This window comes from Streptomyces ortus (assembly GCF_026341275.1).
Lineage (GTDB): Bacteria > Actinomycetota > Actinomycetes > Streptomycetales > Streptomycetaceae > Streptomyces > Streptomyces ortus.
In genome coordinates this window covers 5,203,306-5,222,446 of the sequence record NZ_JAIFZO010000002.1, presented here as the reverse complement: position 1 = coordinate 5,222,446, position 19,141 = coordinate 5,203,306, and the positions used below count along the sequence as shown (strand labels likewise).

At 73.3% G+C, this 19,141-nt stretch carries 10 protein-coding genes and 1 pseudogene; 9 read left to right on the top strand and 2 right to left on the bottom strand.

The genetic code is table 11. From position 1 onward, the window contains the following. Positions 1 to 369: 369 nt before the first annotated feature. From K3769_RS26450 to K3769_RS26415, 8 genes and pseudogenes are all read left to right on the top strand, one after another. Positions 370 to 4,275: an FHA domain-containing protein gene (locus tag K3769_RS26450; RefSeq protein ID WP_267028784.1), complete on the top strand. Its 3,906-nt coding sequence runs from the start codon at positions 370 to 372 to the stop codon at positions 4,273 to 4,275. A 383-nt stretch (positions 4,276 to 4,658) separates the two neighbouring features. Then, positions 4,659 to 6,047, top strand: a complete 1,389-nt coding sequence (locus tag K3769_RS26445; RefSeq protein ID WP_267028783.1) for an ABC transporter substrate-binding protein — start codon at positions 4,659 to 4,661, stop codon at positions 6,045 to 6,047. A gap of 9 nt (positions 6,048 to 6,056) precedes the next feature. Continuing rightward, complete coding sequence (locus tag K3769_RS26440) at positions 6,057 to 7,409, top strand: carbohydrate ABC transporter permease (protein WP_267028782.1); 1,353 nt, start codon at positions 6,057 to 6,059, stop codon at positions 7,407 to 7,409. A gap of 152 nt (positions 7,410 to 7,561) precedes the next feature. Then, positions 7,562 to 8,365: a carbohydrate ABC transporter permease gene (locus K3769_RS26435; RefSeq protein WP_267031557.1), complete on the top strand. Its 804-nt coding sequence runs from the start codon at positions 7,562 to 7,564 to the stop codon at positions 8,363 to 8,365. 150 nt (positions 8,366 to 8,515) lie between these two features. After that, on the top strand, positions 8,516 to 10,780 hold the full coding sequence (locus K3769_RS26430; RefSeq protein ID WP_267028781.1) for a bifunctional glycosyltransferase/CDP-glycerol:glycerophosphate glycerophosphotransferase: 2,265 nt from the start codon (positions 8,516 to 8,518) through the stop codon (positions 10,778 to 10,780). An 81-nt stretch (positions 10,781 to 10,861) separates the two neighbouring features. Beyond that, a complete protein-coding gene (locus K3769_RS26425; protein ID WP_267028780.1) occupies positions 10,862 to 13,024 on the top strand; it encodes a bifunctional glycosyltransferase/CDP-glycerol:glycerophosphate glycerophosphotransferase in 2,163 nt (720 codons plus the stop codon). Positions 13,025 to 13,086: 62 nt separating this feature from the next. After that, positions 13,087 to 15,315: a bifunctional glycosyltransferase/CDP-glycerol:glycerophosphate glycerophosphotransferase gene (locus K3769_RS26420; protein WP_267028779.1), complete on the top strand. Its 2,229-nt coding sequence runs from the start codon at positions 13,087 to 13,089 to the stop codon at positions 15,313 to 15,315. Further along, positions 15,312 to 16,502, top strand: a pseudogene (locus K3769_RS26415) (hypothetical protein); the annotation flags it as partial. The gene K3769_RS26420 and the pseudogene K3769_RS26415, both read left to right, overlap by 4 nt. A 21-nt stretch (positions 16,503 to 16,523) precedes the next feature. On the opposite strand, the gene K3769_RS26410 reads toward K3769_RS26415, so the two are convergent. Then, positions 16,524 to 16,937, bottom strand: a complete 414-nt coding sequence (locus tag K3769_RS26410) for an organic hydroperoxide resistance protein (protein WP_267031556.1) — start codon at positions 16,935 to 16,937, stop codon at positions 16,524 to 16,526. Between the two features lie 137 nt (positions 16,938 to 17,074). Between K3769_RS26410 and K3769_RS26405 the strand changes: the two genes are divergently transcribed. Further along, positions 17,075 to 17,554, top strand: coding sequence for a MarR family winged helix-turn-helix transcriptional regulator (locus K3769_RS26405; protein WP_267028778.1), 480 nt, complete (start codon positions 17,075 to 17,077; stop codon positions 17,552 to 17,554). Here K3769_RS26405 and K3769_RS26400 read toward each other — a convergent pair. Continuing rightward, complete coding sequence (locus tag K3769_RS26400; protein WP_267028777.1) at positions 17,502 to 19,136, bottom strand: glycosyltransferase family 39 protein; 1,635 nt, start codon at positions 19,134 to 19,136, stop codon at positions 17,502 to 17,504. The genes K3769_RS26405 and K3769_RS26400 overlap by 53 nt on opposite strands. Between the last annotated feature and the right edge of the window lie 5 nt (positions 19,137 to 19,141).

Below are 19,141 nucleotides of genomic sequence, written 5' to 3'. Positions count from 1 at the left end.
CCGACCCACTGTAATGCCGCCGAACACGGCTCCGGGTTGTCGTCGCGCAGCGGTTTTCCCCGTCCCGCCCACCCATGCATTACGTGGGGCTTTCCCGTACGTGTTCGATGAAAAGACGCTCGCTTCGGGTGGTTTGGTTGCCCGATCTTGACGTGAGCGGTCTCAACCGGGCATTGGTCAGGCACTTTTGCGGGCAGAGCCGACCAATCAAGATCACTTGCTGGCGGAGTACGGGCGTGTTGTCAGTATCAAGTGCGAGGATGCTTTCCGTACTGGCCGACGTGCCCGTGCGCGGTGGGGGAATCCGCGGTGGGGACCGTGGGAGAGCCCCGTCGCGGGCGCCCGCGACAGAAGGGACCGCTGACGGCGATGCAGATCCGGCTGACCGTCGTAGACCCGCTGGGGACGCGCCCCGACGGACGCCCCGCGTCCTGCGACGTGCTGGTCACGGCACCCGCGGGGACCGCGCTCGCGGCGGTGGCCTCCGGGCTCGCCTCGGCGGTCGGGGGCGAGGGCCCCGGGGTGCTGTACGCGGAGGCGGAGCGGCTCGACGCACAGCGCTGCACGCTGGGTGAGCCTCCCCTGATGGACGGCGCCGTGCTGTCCCTGGGGTCCCCCGCGCAGCCCGGTCCCGATGTCGATCCCGCGGCGGCGCAGCTGCGGGTGGTCGCCGGGCCCGACGCCGGGGGCGTCCATCTGCTGCACGGCGGCCGGATCGAGATCGGCCGCTCCGCCGACGCCGACGTACCGCTGGACGACCCGGACGTCTCCCGGCTGCACTGCGCCGTGACGGTCGAGGCGGACGGCCAGGTCTCGGTGGCGGACCTGGGCTCCACGAACGGCACGGTGCTGGACGGCAGGCGCGTGGGGGAGCGCCCGGTGCGCTTCGCGCCGGGCGCGCTGCTGCGGGTGGGCGAGTCGGCCCTGCTGCTGGCCCCCGCGGGCGAGCCGGCCGACATCCTGGAGACCGCGCCGGACGGCGAGGGGCATGTACGAGTGGTGCCGACGGGGGCCGGGGCCCCCGGCCGGGGACGGCCGGGGCAAGCGGGGGGTGCCCCCGGAGAAGCCGGATATTCGACGAGCCCCGGGCGCGCCGGAGGGTCCGGAGCGGCCGAAGGACAGAGGCGGGCGCGGGGACAGGAGCAGGGACGGGCGGAGGCGCGGGGGCAGAGGCAGGGGCGAGATTCGGCCGTTTCTGGTGGGGCGGCGGAGTCCGGTTCCGGAGCTTCGTCCCGATCCGAGTCGCCGGCCGCGTCCCGGACCGACGCGGGCGCCAGGGGCGCGAGGGTGCCCCGGGCGCGCGGAGAGGACTCCGCCGGGGGATCCCGGGGCTCCGGAAGCTCGGGAGACGCCCGGGGCACCGGCGCTTCCCGCTCGGGCGTCGTACCGCCGGCCTCCGAGACCCATCACGGTTACGGCACGGCCGGGTGGGGCGCCTCCGGCGGTGGCGCCCCGGGCTCCCAGGGGCACCTGCCGACGGGCCCGCACGTGGTGCCGGGCCAGGGCACGGCACCCGGATCCGAGCGCAGGGACGCCGGGGACCGCGCCGAGTACGGAGAACCGGGGGACGGAGCCGGGTACGGGGGCGAGTACGGGGGCGGGGTCGGGTACGGGGTCGGGTACGGGGACTCCGGGGAGCCGTACGAGGACGACCCCGGCGCCGATGTCCAGGGACCGGGTGAGGGCAAGCGGAAGGGCACTCCCCTCCGGGGGACGTCCGTGCCGCGCACCGCGCGCAAGCGCGGCCTCTCCGCGTGGGCCCGCCGGCTGGCGGGGTCGCGGAGCGAGGACCAGGACGGCGACGCGGCCGGATACGACCCGTACGACTCGTACGAGGCGCCCTTCGCCGAGCCCGTCGCCCTGGGCGTGCCCTCGCCCGAGCGGTGGCCCGATCCGGCCGCGCTGCTGCTGGCGGCGCTCGGACCGGGACCCCGGCTGTGGGAGCGCGGACCGGGCCATCAGGAGACCCTCACGGTCCGGCTGGGCACGGCGGACCGGAGCACCCCCGACGGCTCCGGACTGCTGTCCGCGGTCCCGGTGACCGCCGGGCTGCGCGAGGTCGGGGCGCTGGGCCTGGCCGGACCGCGCGAGCGCCTGTCGGGACTCGCGCGCGCGGTGGTGGCCCAGCTCGCCGCGCTGCACTCCCCCGACTCCCTGGAGATCACCCTCCTCAGCACGGATCGCGCGCGTTCCCTGGAGGAGCGCGTCGCCGAGTGGTCGTGGCTCGGCTGGCTGCCCCATCTGCGCCCCACCCACGGCCAGGACTGCCGCCTGCTGCTCGCCTACGACCGCGAACAGGCGACGGCCCGCACGGAGGAACTGGTCCGGCGCCTGGAGGACCACCTGACCGAGACCGGGCGGGCCGCCGAGCGGGGTCACGGATCCCGCTCCGGCGCGGGCTCGCCGGACGACAGCGGGGCCTTCGCGCCGCGCCCGAGGAACCCGGCGGACGCCGGGGCGGCACCCGGCCAGGACGCGTCCGGCGCGCCCGCCCCCGGAAGCCGTCCCCTCGCCCGCGACGCCCACGCCACCCACCTCGGACTCCCCCGCAGCGGCACCCAGGGCGGCGAGCCGCGGGGAAGGTCCGGACGGCCTTCCTGGGCGCGGCCGGACGACCCGTCCCAGGCCGGGTGGTCCGGTCCCCGCACCGTCGTCGTGGTGGACGGAGACCCCGGGTCGGCCGGTGTGCGGGAAGCGGTGTCACGGCTCGCGGCCGAGGGGCCCCAGGTGGGCATCCATGTCATCTGCCTCGCCGAGACACCGGCCGCGTCACCCTCCTCGCCCGTGATCGACACGTACGAGGAGGCCTGCGCGGTGTCGCCCGCGTTCCGCGAGTGCGGGGCTGTCGCGCTGCTCAGCGGTGACGTGGCGACGGCCCTGCGGCTGCTGCGCGTGGCGCCCGCGACCCAGACCCACGGCTCGTCGGGCTCTCCGGCTTCCTCCGGCGGGCCGGTCGGACATGGCACGGTCGCCGCGGTGGACGCCGTCTCCATGGCGTGGGCCGAGCGCTTCGCCCGGGCACTTGCGCCGTTGCGCGCGGAGGGCGGGGCCGGTGAGCGGCACACCCGCGTGTCCGCGCCGCTGCCGCAGGCGGCACGGCTGCTGGACGAGTTGGGGCTGGCGCGGGCGACCCCGGCGTCCCTGATGGCGCGTTGGGCGGACGCGGCCGACGACCCGGAGGCGGTCGGGGGCCGGGCCACGGCCGTGCTCGGCGCCGGGCCGCGCGGCCCCGTCTGCGTGGATCTCGTGGGCGAGGGCCCGCATCTGCTGATCGAGGGGCCCTCGGGCAGCGGGCGTACGGAGCTGCTGCGTTCGCTCGCCGCGTCGCTCGCCGCCGCGGAGCGGCCCGACCGGCTGGGGATCGTGCTGGTCGACGGGCGGGACGGCACGGGTTCCGGTGGTTCGGCGGGGCGCGGGGACGGGCTGCAGGTGTGTACGGATCTGCCTCATGTCACGACGCATCTGGGCGCCCACGATCCCGTACGTATGCGGGAGTTCGCGCAGTCCCTGTCCGCCGAGCTGAAGCGGCGGGCCGAGTTGCTCGGGCGCCTCGACTTCACGGAGTGGCACGCCGGGCGGGAGGGGCCGGGGCGGGTCGTGGCGCAGCGGTCTGCGGGTTCCGCGTCCGGGGCGGCCGGGCCGTCCGGTTCATCCGGTGGAGCCGGCGCAGCCGGTGCCGGGGACATCGACACGATGTCCGGTTCGACGCTGCGGCTGCGGCCCGCCGCGGCTCGGCCCCGGCCGGACGCGGGGCCCCCGCTGCCGCGGCTCGTCGTGGTCGTCGACGACCTGGACGCACTGCTGTCCCCCGCGCTGGGGTCCCCCGGGCGCCCGGCGGCCGGGTCCGTCGTACGGGCCCTGGAAGGGGTGGCCCGCGACGGTGAGCGGCTCGGGGTGCACCTGGTGGCGGCCACCGGGGGCGGGGTCCGTACGGACGAGACGGAGCTGGCGCGGCGGGCCGGACTGCGGGTGGTGCTCGAAGCGCCGGGGGTGGGGGCGGAGGAGCCGTCTCCGGGGCGGGGCAGGCTCCGGGCGGCGGGGCCGGGCGGGCGGTCCGTGCCGTTCCAGGGCGGGCGGGTCACGGGGCGCATTCCCCGTACGGCGACGCTGCGGCCGACGGTCGTGCCGCTCGAGTGGGCGCGGATGGGGGATCCGCCCGCGCGGCGGCCCGTGCGTGAACTGGGCAACGGGCCGACGGACCTGGCGCTCCTGGCCAGCGCGCTGGACCGGGCGTCGCGCTCGGTCTCGGCGGCAGAGGTCCCCTCGCTTCTGTAGCCACCCCTTTCCCTGGGGGCTGCGCCCCCAGCCCCCCTCATCGCGCTGAACGCGCTCGTCCTCAAACGCCGGACGGGCTGACCCCCCAGGGGCGCGAGGAACCGCGCACTCCAGCCCTGCCCGGGCCGCACTCGCAACTCACGCCCACCCCGAGGGGCCCAGGGGCGCGGGGAACTGCGCACCCGGGCTCCGCCCGGCCGCACCCGGCGACGCGGCCGGGGGTCCGGGGCGGAGCCCCGTGGTGGGAACCGCCCACACCGTCACGACGCGGTCACGATCACCCCCTTGACAGCGCAGGCGCCCTTGCCGACGCCGAGCGGACGGGCGTAGACCAAGAGCGCACGGGCAGGACCTCGGACGTTCGACGGAGAACGGGGCACACCATGCGCAGCAGCACTCTTCGGATCAGCAGGTCGCACAGGAGGAGCGGAGCCGCGAAGGCCGCGGCGGCCGTCGTCGCGGGGGCGATGGCACTCACGCTCACGGCATGCGGCGGTGACGACGACAAGAAGGACGACGGCGGCGACAACGGCAGCAGCGCCGCTTCCAGCGTTCAACTCCCCAAGCTCGACGGCCAGAAGCTTGAGGTCGCGGCCGTGTGGACCGGGCCCGAGCAGGACAACTTCACCGCGGTCCTGGACGAGTTCGAGAAGCGGACGGGCGCCGAGGTCAGTTACGTACCGACCGGCAACAACACCTCCACGTTCCTCGGCACGAAGATCGAGGGTGGCAAGCCGCCGAACGTGGCGTTCCTCCCGCAGGTCGGTGTGCTCCACCAGTTCGCCCAGAAGGGCTGGGTCAAGCCGATGGGCGCCGAGGCGAAGGCGCAGCTCGACAAGAACTTCTCCAAGGGCTGGCAGGACCTCGGCGCGTACGAGGGCAAGCAGTACGGCGTCTACGCGAAGGCCGCCAACAAGTCGCTGGTCTGGTACAACACGGCGGCATTCGAGGCGGCGGGCATCTCCGAGGAGCCCAAGAGCTGGGACGAGTTCCTGCAGACCGCGCAGACCCTGTCGGACGCGGGTTCGCCCGCGGTGTCCATCAGCGGACAGGACGGCTGGACCCTCACCGACTGGTTCGAGAACGTCTACCTCTCGCAGGCGGGCCCGGAGAAGTACGACCAGCTGGCCAAGCACGAGATCAAGTGGACGGATCCGTCGGTCAAGGAGGCTCTGACCACGCTGGCCCAGCTGTGGGGCAAGAACGACCTGATCGCGGGCGGTAACGCGGGCGCGCTGCGCACCGAGTTCCCGAAGTCGGTGACGAACACCTTCTCCGGTGACACCCCGGCGGGGATGGTCTTCGAGGGCGACTTCGTCGCGGCGAACATCAACGCCGACACGAAGGCCGAGATCGGCACGGACGCCAAGGTGTTCCCGTTCCCGGCGGTCGGCGACGCGTCGCCGGTGGTCAGCGGCGGTGACGTGGCGGTCGCGCTGAAGGACGACAAGGGCTCGCAGGCCCTGCTGACCTTCCTGGCCTCCACCGACGCGGCCGAGATCTGGGCGGCGCAGGGCGGCTTCATCTCCCCCAACCGGGAGATGAACGCGGACAAGTACAAGGACGACGTGGCGCGGGACATCGGCAAGGCCCTGCTGAAGGCGGGCGACTCCTTCCGCTTCGACATGTCCGACCAGGCGCCGGCCGCCTTCGGCGGTACCGAGGGCACGGGCGAGTGGAAGGCGCTGCAGGACTTCCTGAAGACGCCTTCGGACGTCGCGGGTGCGCAGAAACAGCTGGAGACGGCCGCCGCCAAGGCCTACAAGGGCTGACGGCCGCCGATGTCGTCGCAACTCGCGACGGCGGGGGGCCCGGCGAACCCGGTGCCCCCCGTCGGCAAACGCAAGAGTGTGCTCGGTACGCGGTGGTGGGTGGCGGGGCTGTTCCTGCTGCCGGCGGTCGTGCTGCTCGGCGCGCTCGTGGTCTACCCGATCGGGTACTCGGTCTGGCGCAGTCTGTACGACGCCGACGGTTCGGGCTTCGTGGGTCTCGGCAACTACGGGGACCTGTTCCGTGACGACGCCACGTTCACGGCGGTCAAGAACACCGCGATCTGGGTCGCGGTCGCCCCGGCGCTGGTGACCGGGCTCGGTCTGATCTTCGCCGTGCTGACCGAGCGGGTGCGCTGGTCGACGGCGTTCAAGCTCGTCATCTTCATGCCGATGGCGATCTCCATGCTCGCCGCGGGCATCATCTTCCGGCTCGTGTACGAGGCGGACCCCAACCAGGGCGTGGCGAACGCCGTGCTGGTGGGCGTGCACGACACGTTCGCCGAGTCGTCGGTCTATCCGAAGGCGCGCCCGTCCACCGAGAGCGACCTCAAGGCGTCCGGCGGGGGTGGGTTCACCTCGACGGGCACGGTGGCCGCGGGGTCGCCGGTCCTGGTGCCGCTGGTGGGTATCGCGCCCGACAAGGTGCCGGGCGGTCCCGGGGACGCCAAGGCCGCGAAGACCTCGGGCGACGGGGTGTCCGGCACGGTCTGGCTGGACTTCAAGCTGGGCGGCGGCGGTACGAAGGGCGCCGTCGATCCGGGCGAGAAGGCGCTGCCGGGCATCAAGGTCGAGGCGGTCAAGGACGGCAAGGTGGTGGCCTCGGCGAAGGCCGGCGACGACGGTACGTTCACGCTGCCGGCGTCCGCCGCGGGCGCGCAACTGCGGCTGCCGTCCTCGAACTTCGCCGAGCCCTACAACGGCGTCGACTGGCTGGGCCCGAGCCTGGTCACGCCGGCCATCATCGGTTCGTACGCCTGGATGTGGGCGGGTTTCGCGATGGTGCTCATCGCGGCGGGGCTGGCCGGGGTGGACCGCAATCTGCTGGAGGCGGCCCGGGTCGACGGGGCCAACGAGTGGCAGGTGTTCCGCCGGGTCACGGTCCCGCTGCTCGCGCCGGTCCTCGTCGTCGTCCTGATCACCCTGATGATCAACGTGATGAAGATCTTCGACCTGGTCTTCATCATCGCCCCGCAGCCCAGCAAGGACGAGGCCAACGTGCTGGCCCTGCAACTGGTCAACGCGTCCTTCGGCGGCGGCAACAACCAGGGGCTCGGCAGTGCGATCGGCATCGTCCTGCTGCTGCTCGTGATGCCGGTGATGATCGTCAATATCCGCCGGCTGCGGAAGGAGCGTCGACGGTGACCACATCCTCCGTACCTCTGAAGGGACCCGGGGATTCCGGGGACGCCGGGGGCCCCGGGAGCTCCGGGGACCCGTCCGTGGCCCTGGACGCCTCCGGTCCGCCGAGGCGTTCGGTGGCCTCCCGGCTCGCGAGCACCGCGGGCGGCGGTGCGATGCGGGTCTTCCTGATCCTGGTCGCGCTGCTGTGGGTGACACCGACGGTGGGGCTGCTCGCGTCGTCGTTCCGGGACCCGACCGACATCGCCGCCTCCGGCTGGTGGGAGGTCTTCAGCAAGCCGTCCCAGCTCACCACCGAGAGCTACTCGACGCTGCTCGGCAAGGAGGAGATCACCGACTCCCTGCTGAACACGGTGTACATCACGGTGCCGGCCACCGTCCTGGTCGTCGTGATCGGCGCGATGGCCGGGTACGCCTTCGCCTGGATGGACTTCAAGGGCCGCGACTGGTGGTTCGTGGCCGTGGTGGCGCTGCTGGTGGTGCCCATCCAGATCGCCCTGATCCCGCTGGCCGACCTCTTCGGCGACCTGGGGATCTTCGGCAGCGTCATCGGCGTGGTCCTCTTCCACGTGGGCTTCGGCCTGCCGTTCGCGATCTTCCTGCTGCGCAACTTCTTCGCGGAGATCCCCCGGGAACTCCTGGAGGCGGCACGGCTCGACGGGGCGGGCGAGGCCCGGCTGTTCGCGACGGTGATCATGCCGCTCGGCGCTCCCGCGATCGCCTCGCTGGGCATCTTCCAGTTCCTGTGGGTGTGGAACGACATGCTGGTGGCGCTGATCTTCTCGGACTCCGGTTCCCGGCCGCTGACGGTGGCGCTGACCGAGCAGACCCGGCAGTTCTCCGGCAACATCGAGACGCTCGCACCGGGCGCGTTCATCTCGATGGTGATCCCGCTGGCCGTGTTCTTCGCGTTCCAGCGGCAGTTCGTGTCGGGCGTCATGGCGGGCGCCGTGAAGTAGGCGTCGCAGCAAGCGAGTTGAGGGGCGGGCCGGTGACGGTCCGCCCCTTCGCGTCGCCCGGGGGGTCCCCCACATGCCGCATTCGGCGTAACCCCGTAACCCCTTCGGCCGTTGCCGGGCAATATGGCCGCGCCGACCCATGGATGTCCCTTGCCCCGGTTCAGTGTCATCGTCCCCGCGTACCAGGTCCAGGCGTATCTGCACGAGTGCATGGCATCGGTCCTGGAACAGTCGTTCAGCGACCTGGAGTTGATCGCTGTCGACGACTGTTCACCGGATGCCTGCGGGGCGATCGCGGACGAGTTCGCGGCCCGTGACGCGCGGGTGAGGGCGGTCCACCTCAAGGAGAACGTGGGCCTCGGCCGGGCCCGCAACGCGGGGATGCGGGCCGCGACCGGCGACTATCTGATCTTCCTGGACGGCGACGACACCCTCACCCCGCACGCGCTGCGGGACATCGCCGACCGCATCAAGGAGACCGGCGATCCGGACGTCCTGGTCTACGACTACGCGCGCACCTTCTGGTCGGGCGAGACGGTCCGCAACGTACGGGCGGGGCAGCTCCACGAGGAGGGCCCGGCGCCGTTCTCCCTCGACGACCGGCCGGGGCTGCTGGACGTCCTCATGGTCGTGTGGAACAAGGCGTACCGCCGGGAGTTCGTCGAGCGGGAGCAGTTCGCGTTCCCGCCCGGCTACTACGAGGACACGCCCTGGACGTACCCGGTCCTGATGGCCGCCCAGACCATCGCGACGCTCGACCGGGTCTGTGTCCACTACCGGCAGCGGCGGCAGGGGAACATCCTCGGCACGACGAGCGCCAGGCACTTCGACATCTTCGACCAGTACGACCGGGTCTTCGCCCACCTCGACGCGCACCCCGAGCTGGCGCGCTGGCGGCCGGTCCTGTTCCGGCGGATGGTCGACCATCTGTCGGCCGTGTTCCTCAAGCGCGACCGGCTGCCGCGGGGTTCGCGCGCCGCGTTCCTGCGCAAGGCGCGCGCCCACTACGCCCGCTATCGCGTACGCGACGCCGGTGTCCCGCCCGGCAACCGGCTGCGGCACACCCTCGTGCGCTTCGGCAGCCATCGCACCTACCGCGCCCTGTGGACGGCGACGCGGCTGAAGCGGCGTGCCGCGCGGCTCGCCGGGGCGCTGGCCCGCGGGGTCCGGACGGCCGCGCTGCGGCTGCACTACGGCGTCCAGCGCCTGCTGCCCGTGCGGGCCGACCTCGCCGTGTTCGCGGGCCGGGGCGGGCGCGGCCACGGCTGCAATCCGGGGGCGCTGGAGGCCGCGTTCCGCACGCACGCCCCGGGGATGCGCACCGCGTGGGTCGCGGGTCCGGGCTTCCACCACACGATCCCGACGGGGACGCGCCGGCTGACGCCGGGGTCCGCCGCGTACTGGACGGCGCTGGCCCGGTCCAAGTACGTCGTCGGCAACGCCGGTTTCGACCGCGGGCTGGTCAAGCGGTCGGGCCAGATCCTGATCCAGACACAGGCCGGCACGCCGCTCAAGCACATGGGCCTGGACCTCCAGGAGCGGCCGGCGGCGGCGCGGGGCACCGACTTCGCCGAGATGCTGCGCGACGCCGACCGGTGGGACTACTGCCTGTCCGGCAACCGCCACTCCACGCTCGTCTGGGAGCGCGTCTTCCCGGCCGCGTACACGATGCTGGAGTACGGCCAGCCCCGTAACGACGTCTTCCAGAGGGCCACTTCGGCGGAGGTGGCCCGGCTGCGCGAGTCGCTCGGCATCCCGCAGGGCACGGTCGCCGTCCTGTACGCGCCGACGCACCGCGACTACCGCCGCACCCAGCGCACCGCGCTCGACCTGGAGCGGGTGCTGCGCCGGCTCGGCCCGCGGTTCGTCCTGCTGACCCGCGCGCACCCCTCGTACGGGGCCCCGCTGGCCCGGAGCGACGGCCGGCTGATCGACGTGAGCGACCATCCGAGCGTCGAGTCGCTCTGCCTCGCCTCGGACGCGCTGGTCACGGACTACTCGTCGCTGATGTTCGACTACGCGGGCCTCGACCGGCCGATCGTGATCCTCTCGGACGACCCCGAGGCGTACGAGGCCGCCCGCGGGACCTACTTCGACCTGCGGGCCTTCCCGCCGGGTGCGATCGCCCGCTCCGAGGACGAGCTGATCGACATCTTCGCCACCGGCCACTGGCGCGGTTCGCGCTCCGCGCAGCTGCGGGCCGCCTTCCGGGAGCGGTTCTGCCCCTACGACGACGGGCGGGCCGCCGAGCGGGTCGTACGCCGGGTCGTCCTCGGCGAGACGGCCGGCCTGCCCGCGGTGATCCCCCCGTCCGAACGCCGCCCGGTACCGTCCGCGGCTTCCCGGACCCCCGCCGCCGCCCTCACCCCGGTCGCGGCCCCCGGAGCCCCCGTCCCCGCCGTCGACACACCCTGACCCCCGCATATCGGCCGTTCCCCGCCAGTACACCCGAGCCGACCCGACCGAGCCGACCCGAGCCGACCCATGGATGTCCCCTTGCCCCGCTTCAGCATCATCGTCACCGTTCACGACGTCGCGGGGCGGCTCCCCACGACCCTCGATCCGGTGCTCGGCCAGTCCTTCACCGACTTCGAGCTGATCGTGGCCTGCCCGGACCCGGACGCGCCCGCGGGCGCCCTCGTCGCCGAGTACGCCGAGCGGGACTCCCGCCTCGTCCCGGTCACCGGAGGCCGCGAGGCCGGACTGCGGGCGGCCACCGGGACCTACGTGCTGCTCCTGGACGCGGGTGACGTGCTGACGCCGGGGTCGCTGGCCGGGATCGACGCGCGGCTGCGTGAGTCCGGGACCGGGGCCGAGGCCGGGATCGACGTCCTGCGCCTCGGCCACGAGCGCGTGCCGTGGTGGGAGGGCGAGCCGGTCGCGGAGCTGTTCGAGGACCGGGACCCGGCCGACGTACGGCTGCCGGTGTGGGCCACCGTCCTCCGCCGCGCCTTCCTCCGCGATCACGGGCTCACCTTCCCCGGCGGCCCGTACGCGGACCTCGGCCAGTCCGGTCTGGTGGCGCTCGCGGCCGGCACGACCGCCGTACTGCGCACGGTGTGCGTACGGCGTCCCGAACGCAGGCAGGTCGGCGGCCCGGCGGCGGGCGCGCGAACCGAACCCCCCGCCCCCGAACTCCTCGACCAGGTCGAGCTGGTGCTGGACCGGGCTGCCGCCCAGGGCCTCCCCGAGGACCGGGCGCGCGCCCTCTTCACCCAGCTCTTCGCCGAGGTCCTCGACGTGGCGGCCCGCGCCCCCCGCTCCCGGGCCTTCCTCCGCCGCGCGGGCAGGCTGCACCGCCGGTACCGCCCGGCGGGCCACCGCGCCGCGACCGTGCGGGAGCGGCTGCTGCGGCGGGGCGCGTACACGGCGTTCCGGACGCTGCCGGGCCTCGCCCGGCTGACGGCGCGGGCGAGGGCGTACGCGAGCCGCTCGGCGCTGCGCAGACGCCGCGCCCTGACGTACGCGTGGTATCTGCGCAGGCCGCTGGACGAGAACCTGGCCGTGTTCGCCGCCTACTGGGGGCGCGGCTACGCCTGCAACCCGGCGGCCATCCACCGCAAGGCACGTGAACTCGCCCCGCACATCCGGTCGGTGTTCCTGGTGAAGGAGAAGGAACTGCCGCACATGCCGGACGACGTGGAGAGCGTGGTGATCGGCAGCAGGCGGTACTGGGAGGTGATGGCGCGGGCGAAGTACACCTTCAACAACGTCAACTTCGAGCACGCCGTGGTCAAGCGCCCCGGCACCGTGCACGTCCAGACCCACCACGGGACCCCGCTGAAGCGGATGGGCGTCGACCAGATCGAGTACCGGGCCGTCGCGGCGGCCACCGGCAGCTTCGGCAGGCTGATGCGGCGCGTGGACCGCTGGGACTACAGCCTGTCCTCCAACGCGCACTCCACGGAGGTCTGGTCGGGCGCCTACCCGAGCGCCTTCACCCACCTGGAGTACGGCTACCCGCGCAACGACCGCTTCTACACGGCGGCCCCCGGCGAGGTCGCCGCGATCCGTGAGCGCCTCGGCATCCCCGAGGACCGGGTGGCACTGCTGTACGCGCCGACCTACCGGGACTATCCGCGGGACGTGGCGGCGCAGTTCGACCTGGCGCGGTTCTGCGCGGAGCTGGGCGACGGGTTCGTGGTGCTGCTGCGGGCGCACTACTTCCTCGACGGCGACGCCGGTCTGCGGCAGGCGGTGGCGGACGGCCGGCTGATCGACGTGACGTCCCTGCGGGACACCGAGGACGTCTGCCTGGCCTCGGACGCGCTGATCACGGACTACTCGTCGATCATGTTCGACTACGCCAACCTCGACCGGCCGATCGTCACGTACGCCGACGACTGGGACGTCTACCGGGACACCCGGGGCGTCTACTTCGACCTGATCGCCGCGCCGCCCGGCCATGTCGCCCGTACGCAGGACGAGCTGATCCAGGTCCTCACGTCGGGCCGGTGGGCGGACGAGCGGTCCGCCGCCCTGCGGTCCGCCTTCCGCGCGCGGTTCTGCGAGTTCGACGACGGACAGGCCGCCGAGCGGGTCGTACGGCGGGTGCTGCTCGGCCGGCCCGAGGAGGAGCTGCCGGCCCGGATCCCCCTGCGGGAGCGCCTGCCCGTACCGGCCGCCGTCGTCGCACGCCCCCGCACGCCGGCGCACTGATGGGCGCCTCGATGCCCTCGCCCGCTCCCGCGCCCCAGCAAGTTCCCGGACCTGGAAGTGCCATGCCCCGCTTCAGCATCGTCGTGCCCGTCCACAACGTGCAGGGCTACCTGCGCACCTGTCTGGAGTCGGTCCTCGGCCAGTCGTACGGCGACTTCGAGCTGATCGTCGTCGACGACCGATCCCCCGACGGCAGCCCGGCGATCATCGACGAGTTCGCGGCCCGCGACGAGCGGGTCGTGGCGGTGCACCTGCCCGTCAACGGCGGTATCGGCCCGGCCCGCAACCACGGCGCGAAGCTGGCACGCGGCGAGTACCTGCTCTTCCTGGACAGCGACGACAGCTACACACCCGGCACGCTGCGGGCGATCGCCGAGCGCATCGACGCCACCGGCCGGCCGGACATCGTGCTGTTCGACTACGCGCGCACCCACTGGTACGGCACGGTGAAGCGCAACCGGGACGCGGCGATGTTCGGAGCGCCGGGCCCGGAGGTGTTCACGGTCGCCGAACGCCCCGAACTGCTCGACCTGTTCACGGTCGTGTGGAACAAGGCGTACCGCCTCGACTTCTTCCGCGAGGGCGGCTTCACCTTCCCCACCGGCTTCTACGAGGACGCGGTGATCGTCTACCAGACGCTGTGGACGGCCCGCACGATCACCCTCGTCGACCGGGTCTGCGTGTACTACCGCCAGCGTCGGCAGGGCAACGCGATGCGCACGCCCAGCCGGGAGCACTTCGAGGTGTTCGCGCAGTACGAGCGGCTGTTCCGGTTCCTCGGGGAGCGGCCGGAGCTGGAGCGGTGGCGCGGTTTCCTCTACGACCACATGGCGGACCACTACCTCTTCATCCTGCGCCAGGCGGACCGCGTACCGCCGTCGTCGCGTCCCGAGTTCCACCGGCGGGCGGCCCGGGACCTGCGCGCGTACCGGCCGGCCGGGCACCGGCTCGGCGCGCACGTCCCGCGGACGTCGTTCACCCTGCTCGCCCGGGCCCCGTACGCCCTCCACGCCCTGCACCGGGTCGCCTCGGTGAAGCGTGCCGGGCTGCGCAGGCGCCTGCGGGTCTGGCGGCGCCGGCTGCGCAGGATGCTGCTCGCGCTGCACAGGCGGCTGGTCCTGCGCCGCGCGCTCGACCCGAACCTCGCGGTGTACTCGGCCTTCTCGCACCGGGGTGTCCTCGGCGACCCGGCCGCGATCCACCACAAGGCCCAGGAACTCGCCCCGCACATCCGGTCGGTGTGGGTGGTCGGCAAGGACCACGTGGACGCGCTGCCGCCGGGCGTCGAGCACGTCCTGCCGGGCAGCCGCGCCTACCGCCGGGTCACGGCCCGCGCCACCTACCTGATCAACAACGCCAACTGGGCGAACGACCTGGTCAAGCGCGAGGGCACGGTCCACATCCACACGCACCGGGGCACCCCGGTGAAGTCGATGGGCGCGGACCTGCTGAAGTACCCCGGCGCGCGGCGCGGTTTCAGCGTCCCGAAGATGCTGCTGCGGGCCGACCGCTGGGACTACAGCCTGGTCGCGAACCCGCACTCCGAACTGGTCTGGGACCGCGCCTTCCCCTGCGGCTTCACCTCGCTGCGCTCGGGCAGCCCGCGCAACGACTGCCTGGTCCGCCCGGCTCAGGGCCGCCGCGAGTCCGTACGGCAGCGCCTCGGCGTCCCGGCCGACAGCACCCTGATCCTGTACGCGCCGACGAACCGGGACCACCGGCAGGGCGGTTACGCGCCGGACTGCGACCTGGAGCGGCTGATCGCCGGGCTGCCCGGCGACCACGTCCTGGCGGTCCGTCTGCATCCGTCCCTCGCCCAGCACCACGAACGCGGCCTCGGCCTGCGGGACCTGGCCGCGCGCGGCCTGCTCCTGGACGTCACCGACGAACCGCACGTCGAGGATCTGCTGCTCGCCTCCGACGCCCTGATCACGGACTACTCCTCCCTGATGTTCGACTACGCGCACCTGGACCGGCCGATCGTCCTGCACACCTACGACCTGGACACCTATCTCGCGGCGCGGGGCACGTACGTCGACGTCACCGAGCGCCCGCCGGGCCATGTCACCCGCGACGAGGACGAACTGGCGCGGCTGTTCGCGTCGGGCGCGTGGCGGGACGAGGAGTCGACCCGGCTGCGGACCGCCTTCCGGTCCCGGTTTCGCGGGTACGACGACGGCCGGGCCGCGGAGAGGGTCGTACGTACGCTGATGCTCGGCGAGGACCTGGCGGTACCCGTGGTTCCCGCGCCGGCTTCCGGTGCTCCGAGCGACGCACTGACCCGCTCATGAAGACCCGCCCCGCCGCGTGGGTGCTGTTCCTCGCCGCCCTGTTCGGCCTGCTCCAGCTCGCCAACGTCACCGGCCGGGACACCCCCGACAGCCGCAACTACCTGTCGTACGCGCTGAGTCTGGGCGGCGCCGACAAGACCGGGGCGGCGGACCGCAGCATCGCGTACGTGTGCGCGAGCCGGGGCGAGAGGGCCTCGCGCGACCACAGCGTGGACGTCCGGCGCTTCCGTGCCCCCGATCCGGGGCCGGGGATCCGGGCGGAGTGCGACCGCTACTACCACCGGAGTGTCGGCCGGCGGCTCGACGCGGGACAGACGTCCGGCTGGACGGCACCCTTCATGAGCGAGCGGTTCATGCGGATCTTCGAGGTGCGGCCCGGTTATCCGCTGCTGCTCCTGCCGTTCGTCACGGTGTTCGGCGTGACGTGGGGGCTGTGGGCGGCGGGGGTGTGCGTGGCGGCGGCCGGGGGCGTACTGGTGTTCCTGATCCTGCGCACGCTGGACGTGCCGGTGCGGCCCGCGCTGGCGGGGCAGGCGCTGTACTACGTGCTGCCGACGGGCGCGACCGCGATGCGGCCCATGACCGAGGGCACGATGACGGCGCTCACCCTGGCGGCGCTGTGGGGCTGCGCGCTGGTGCTGCGCGGGCGGCGGGCGGGCCCTCTGGTCGCTCTGTCCCTGGCCCTGCTCTTCACCGTGAAGCACTCGCAGGCACTGTTCCTGGCGGTGTGTCTCGGCGGGGCGTGCTGTGTGCTCGGCGTCCACCGGAGGAGGGCGGGGCGGCCGGCCGGGGACGCGGTGAAGACGCTGCTGAAGGTGACGGGAGCAGCCGCTGTCGGGACGGTCCTGCTCGCCCGGCTCCTCCACTACCCCTCGGAGTCGGACAGCCTCCAGGACCTGCTCACCGACCACTTCCTGCGGCCCGACCGGGAGCGGCCCTGGCGGGAGTTCCTCCGTCTGGAGGTCAACTTCTGGACCGAGTGGCTGCGCCGGCAACTGGCCGAACCGCTGTTCCTGGCGCTGGTCGGGGCGGGGGCGTGGGGGGCGCTGCGGGCGCGGCCCGCGTTCGGGGTGCTGCTGGTGGGCGCCGCGGCGACGGGGGTCCTGAGCATGGCCGCGCATCCCGACATCGCGATCGACCGGTTGATGGTGACAGCGTGGCTGCTGCCGGTGGTGGGCACGCCACTGTGGTGGGCGGGGGCGAGAAACCTACTCGACGACGAGCTCGACCGGCACGTTCCCCCGCGTGGCGTTCGAGTAAGGGCACACCTGGTGAGCCTGCTCGACAAGCTTCCGCCCGGTCTCCGCGTCGACGGCCTCCGGCAGCTCCACCCGCAGGGTGACCTTGAGGGCAAACCCCTCCCCCTGCTTGCCGATCCCCACCTCAGCGGTCACCGCCGCATCACTGACGTCGACCTTCGCCGCCCGCCCCACCAGAGCGAGCGCGCTGGCGAAACACGCCGAGTACCCGGCGGCGAACAGCTGCTCAGGGTTGGTGCCCTGGCCGTTGCCGCCCATCTCCGTCGGAATACCGAGCTGCAGGTCGAGCTGCCCGTCGGAGCTGTAGGCGCGGCCGTCACGGCCGTGGGTGGCGGTGGCTACGGCGGTGTAGATCGCGTCCATGGAAACCATCCCTCTCAGAGGTTCACAAAGGTTCGAATTCGGGCCCGCGGCCTCGGATCCCGGCCGCCGACAACCACAAGTAGAGCACACAATTAAATTGTGCACAACTAAATGACGTACCGCGGTACCCTGGAGGCATGACCACGACGCCCGTGCCCGACGACGACTTCCTCCGCCTGGACCAGCAGATCTGTTTCTCGCTGAACGCCGCCACGCGCGCCTTCGGGGGCCTGTACCGCGTCGTCCTGAAGGATCTCGGGCTCACCTACCCCCAGTACCTGGTCATGCTCGTGCTGTGGGAGCACGGGGACCTGCCCGTGAAGAAGGTCGGCGAGCACCTGCGGCTCGACTCCGGGACGCTGTCGCCGCTGCTGAAGCGACTGGAGACGGCCGGTCTCGTACGCCGGGAGCGCAGCGCGCTGGACGAGCGGTCCGTGGTCGTCGGGCTCACCGGTGAAGGCGCGGCCCTGCGGGAGCGGGCGCTGCGCGTACCGCGCCGGATCGCCGCCGCGACGGGCTTCGAGCCGGCCGAGATGGACGACCTGCGGACCCGGCTCGACCGGCTCACGGGCGCGCTGGACGCGGCGGCACTCCAGGAGACCCCGGGCTGCGAGTGACCGCGCCAGTCCCAGTCCCAGTCCCAGTCCTCGCCCCCGAACCCGCCGCCGCGGACCTGCGCACGTAGAGCCGTATGACCGACCCCTTGCGCACGGACTCGGCCCGCGGCGCGAACTCCGCGCGCAGCAGGGCGATTTTGACCTGTTCGGCGGGGTCCGGCGGATACCAGCCGGGCCGCAGCGCGTACGGCTCGGCGATCACCCACACGCGGTCGAGCCCGTCGAGCCGGCGGCGCAGTTCGCCGGGGCCGCTCTCGCGTCCGTAGAGGGTTCCGGAGACCGGCCCCGGCTCGCGCAGCGCGATGTCCGCCGTAGCGCGGAAGCCCTTCGGGTACGCCACCGCCGCACGCCTGGCGAGCGCCGGGAGGAAGAGCACGGGGTCGCCGGGGCCCGTCCGCTCGGCCGCCGCGGCCGAGACGGCGGCGAGGTTGTCGGGGCGGCGGGCGGGGTCCCGGTCCGCGCGCAGGACGGGAAGCTGCGCGACGAAGGCGAGCGCGACGCCGCACACCCCGAGCCCCGTGACGGCGTACGGATGGGACCACCGCGCGCGGCGACCGCACAGGCGGGCCGCCGCCCCGGCGACCCGTTCCGCGCCCGCCGCCGCCAGCAGGGGCGCGCCCGCGAGCGCGTACAGCACATAGCGGTCGTCGAAGAGCGGCCAGTGGCGTGAGACCGCGAGGAGGGTCGCGGGCGGCACGAGCAGCAGCGGGAGGGCGACCGCGGGGAGGGAGAGCCCGCCGCGGCGGGCTGGCCGGGTGCGCGGGACGAGGGCGAGGACGATCAGGAGCAGATACGGGCCCAGGACCAGCGGCGTCGACCCCGTGAACGACCGCAGGAGCCCTTCGACCGCCTCGCCGCCGGGAGCCCTGAGCCACGCCACCTGCCCCGCCTGACCGCTGGAGACCAGCGCCAGCGGCAGCAGCACGAGCAGCACGCCCCCGGCGACCCGCCCCCACGCCCACCACACCCGCCGGGGCATCCGCGCGGACGCCAGCGTGAGGGCGTGCGCGAGCAGCACCAGTACCGCGAACTCGTGGAGCAGCACGGTGACCCCGGTGACGCCTCCATAGCTACACCACCGGGCCCCGTCGGAGGCGCGCGGCACCGCCCGGCCGGCCCCCGCCGCCCGTACGAGCAGCACCGTGGACGCGGCGACCCCCGCGGCGACCCACGCGTACGACCGGCCCTCCTGGGCGAAGTGGCCCACCATCGGCGTCACCGCGTACAGCAGTCCCGCCCACAGCCCCACCCGCGGACGCGCGAGCCGCACCCCCAGGGCCGCGACGAGACTCGCCGTCACGGCCGCCGCGCAGAGCGAGGGCAGACGCAGCGCGACCTCGCCGGAGTGGACGGCCAGAACGGGGTGCATCGCGAGGTAGTAGAGCCCGTGCACCGCGTCCACGGAGTGCAGCAGATGCCAGATCTGCGGCAGCGAGCGCCGCGCCACCTGGAAGGTGACCGCCTCGTCGCGCCACATCCCGCCACGGTCGATCCCCCACAGGCCGATCGCGAGCATGACGACCCCGGGCACGATCACGACCACGGCGGAGTCGGTGACGCCCCTCGAACACTTGACGGTCATGCGCA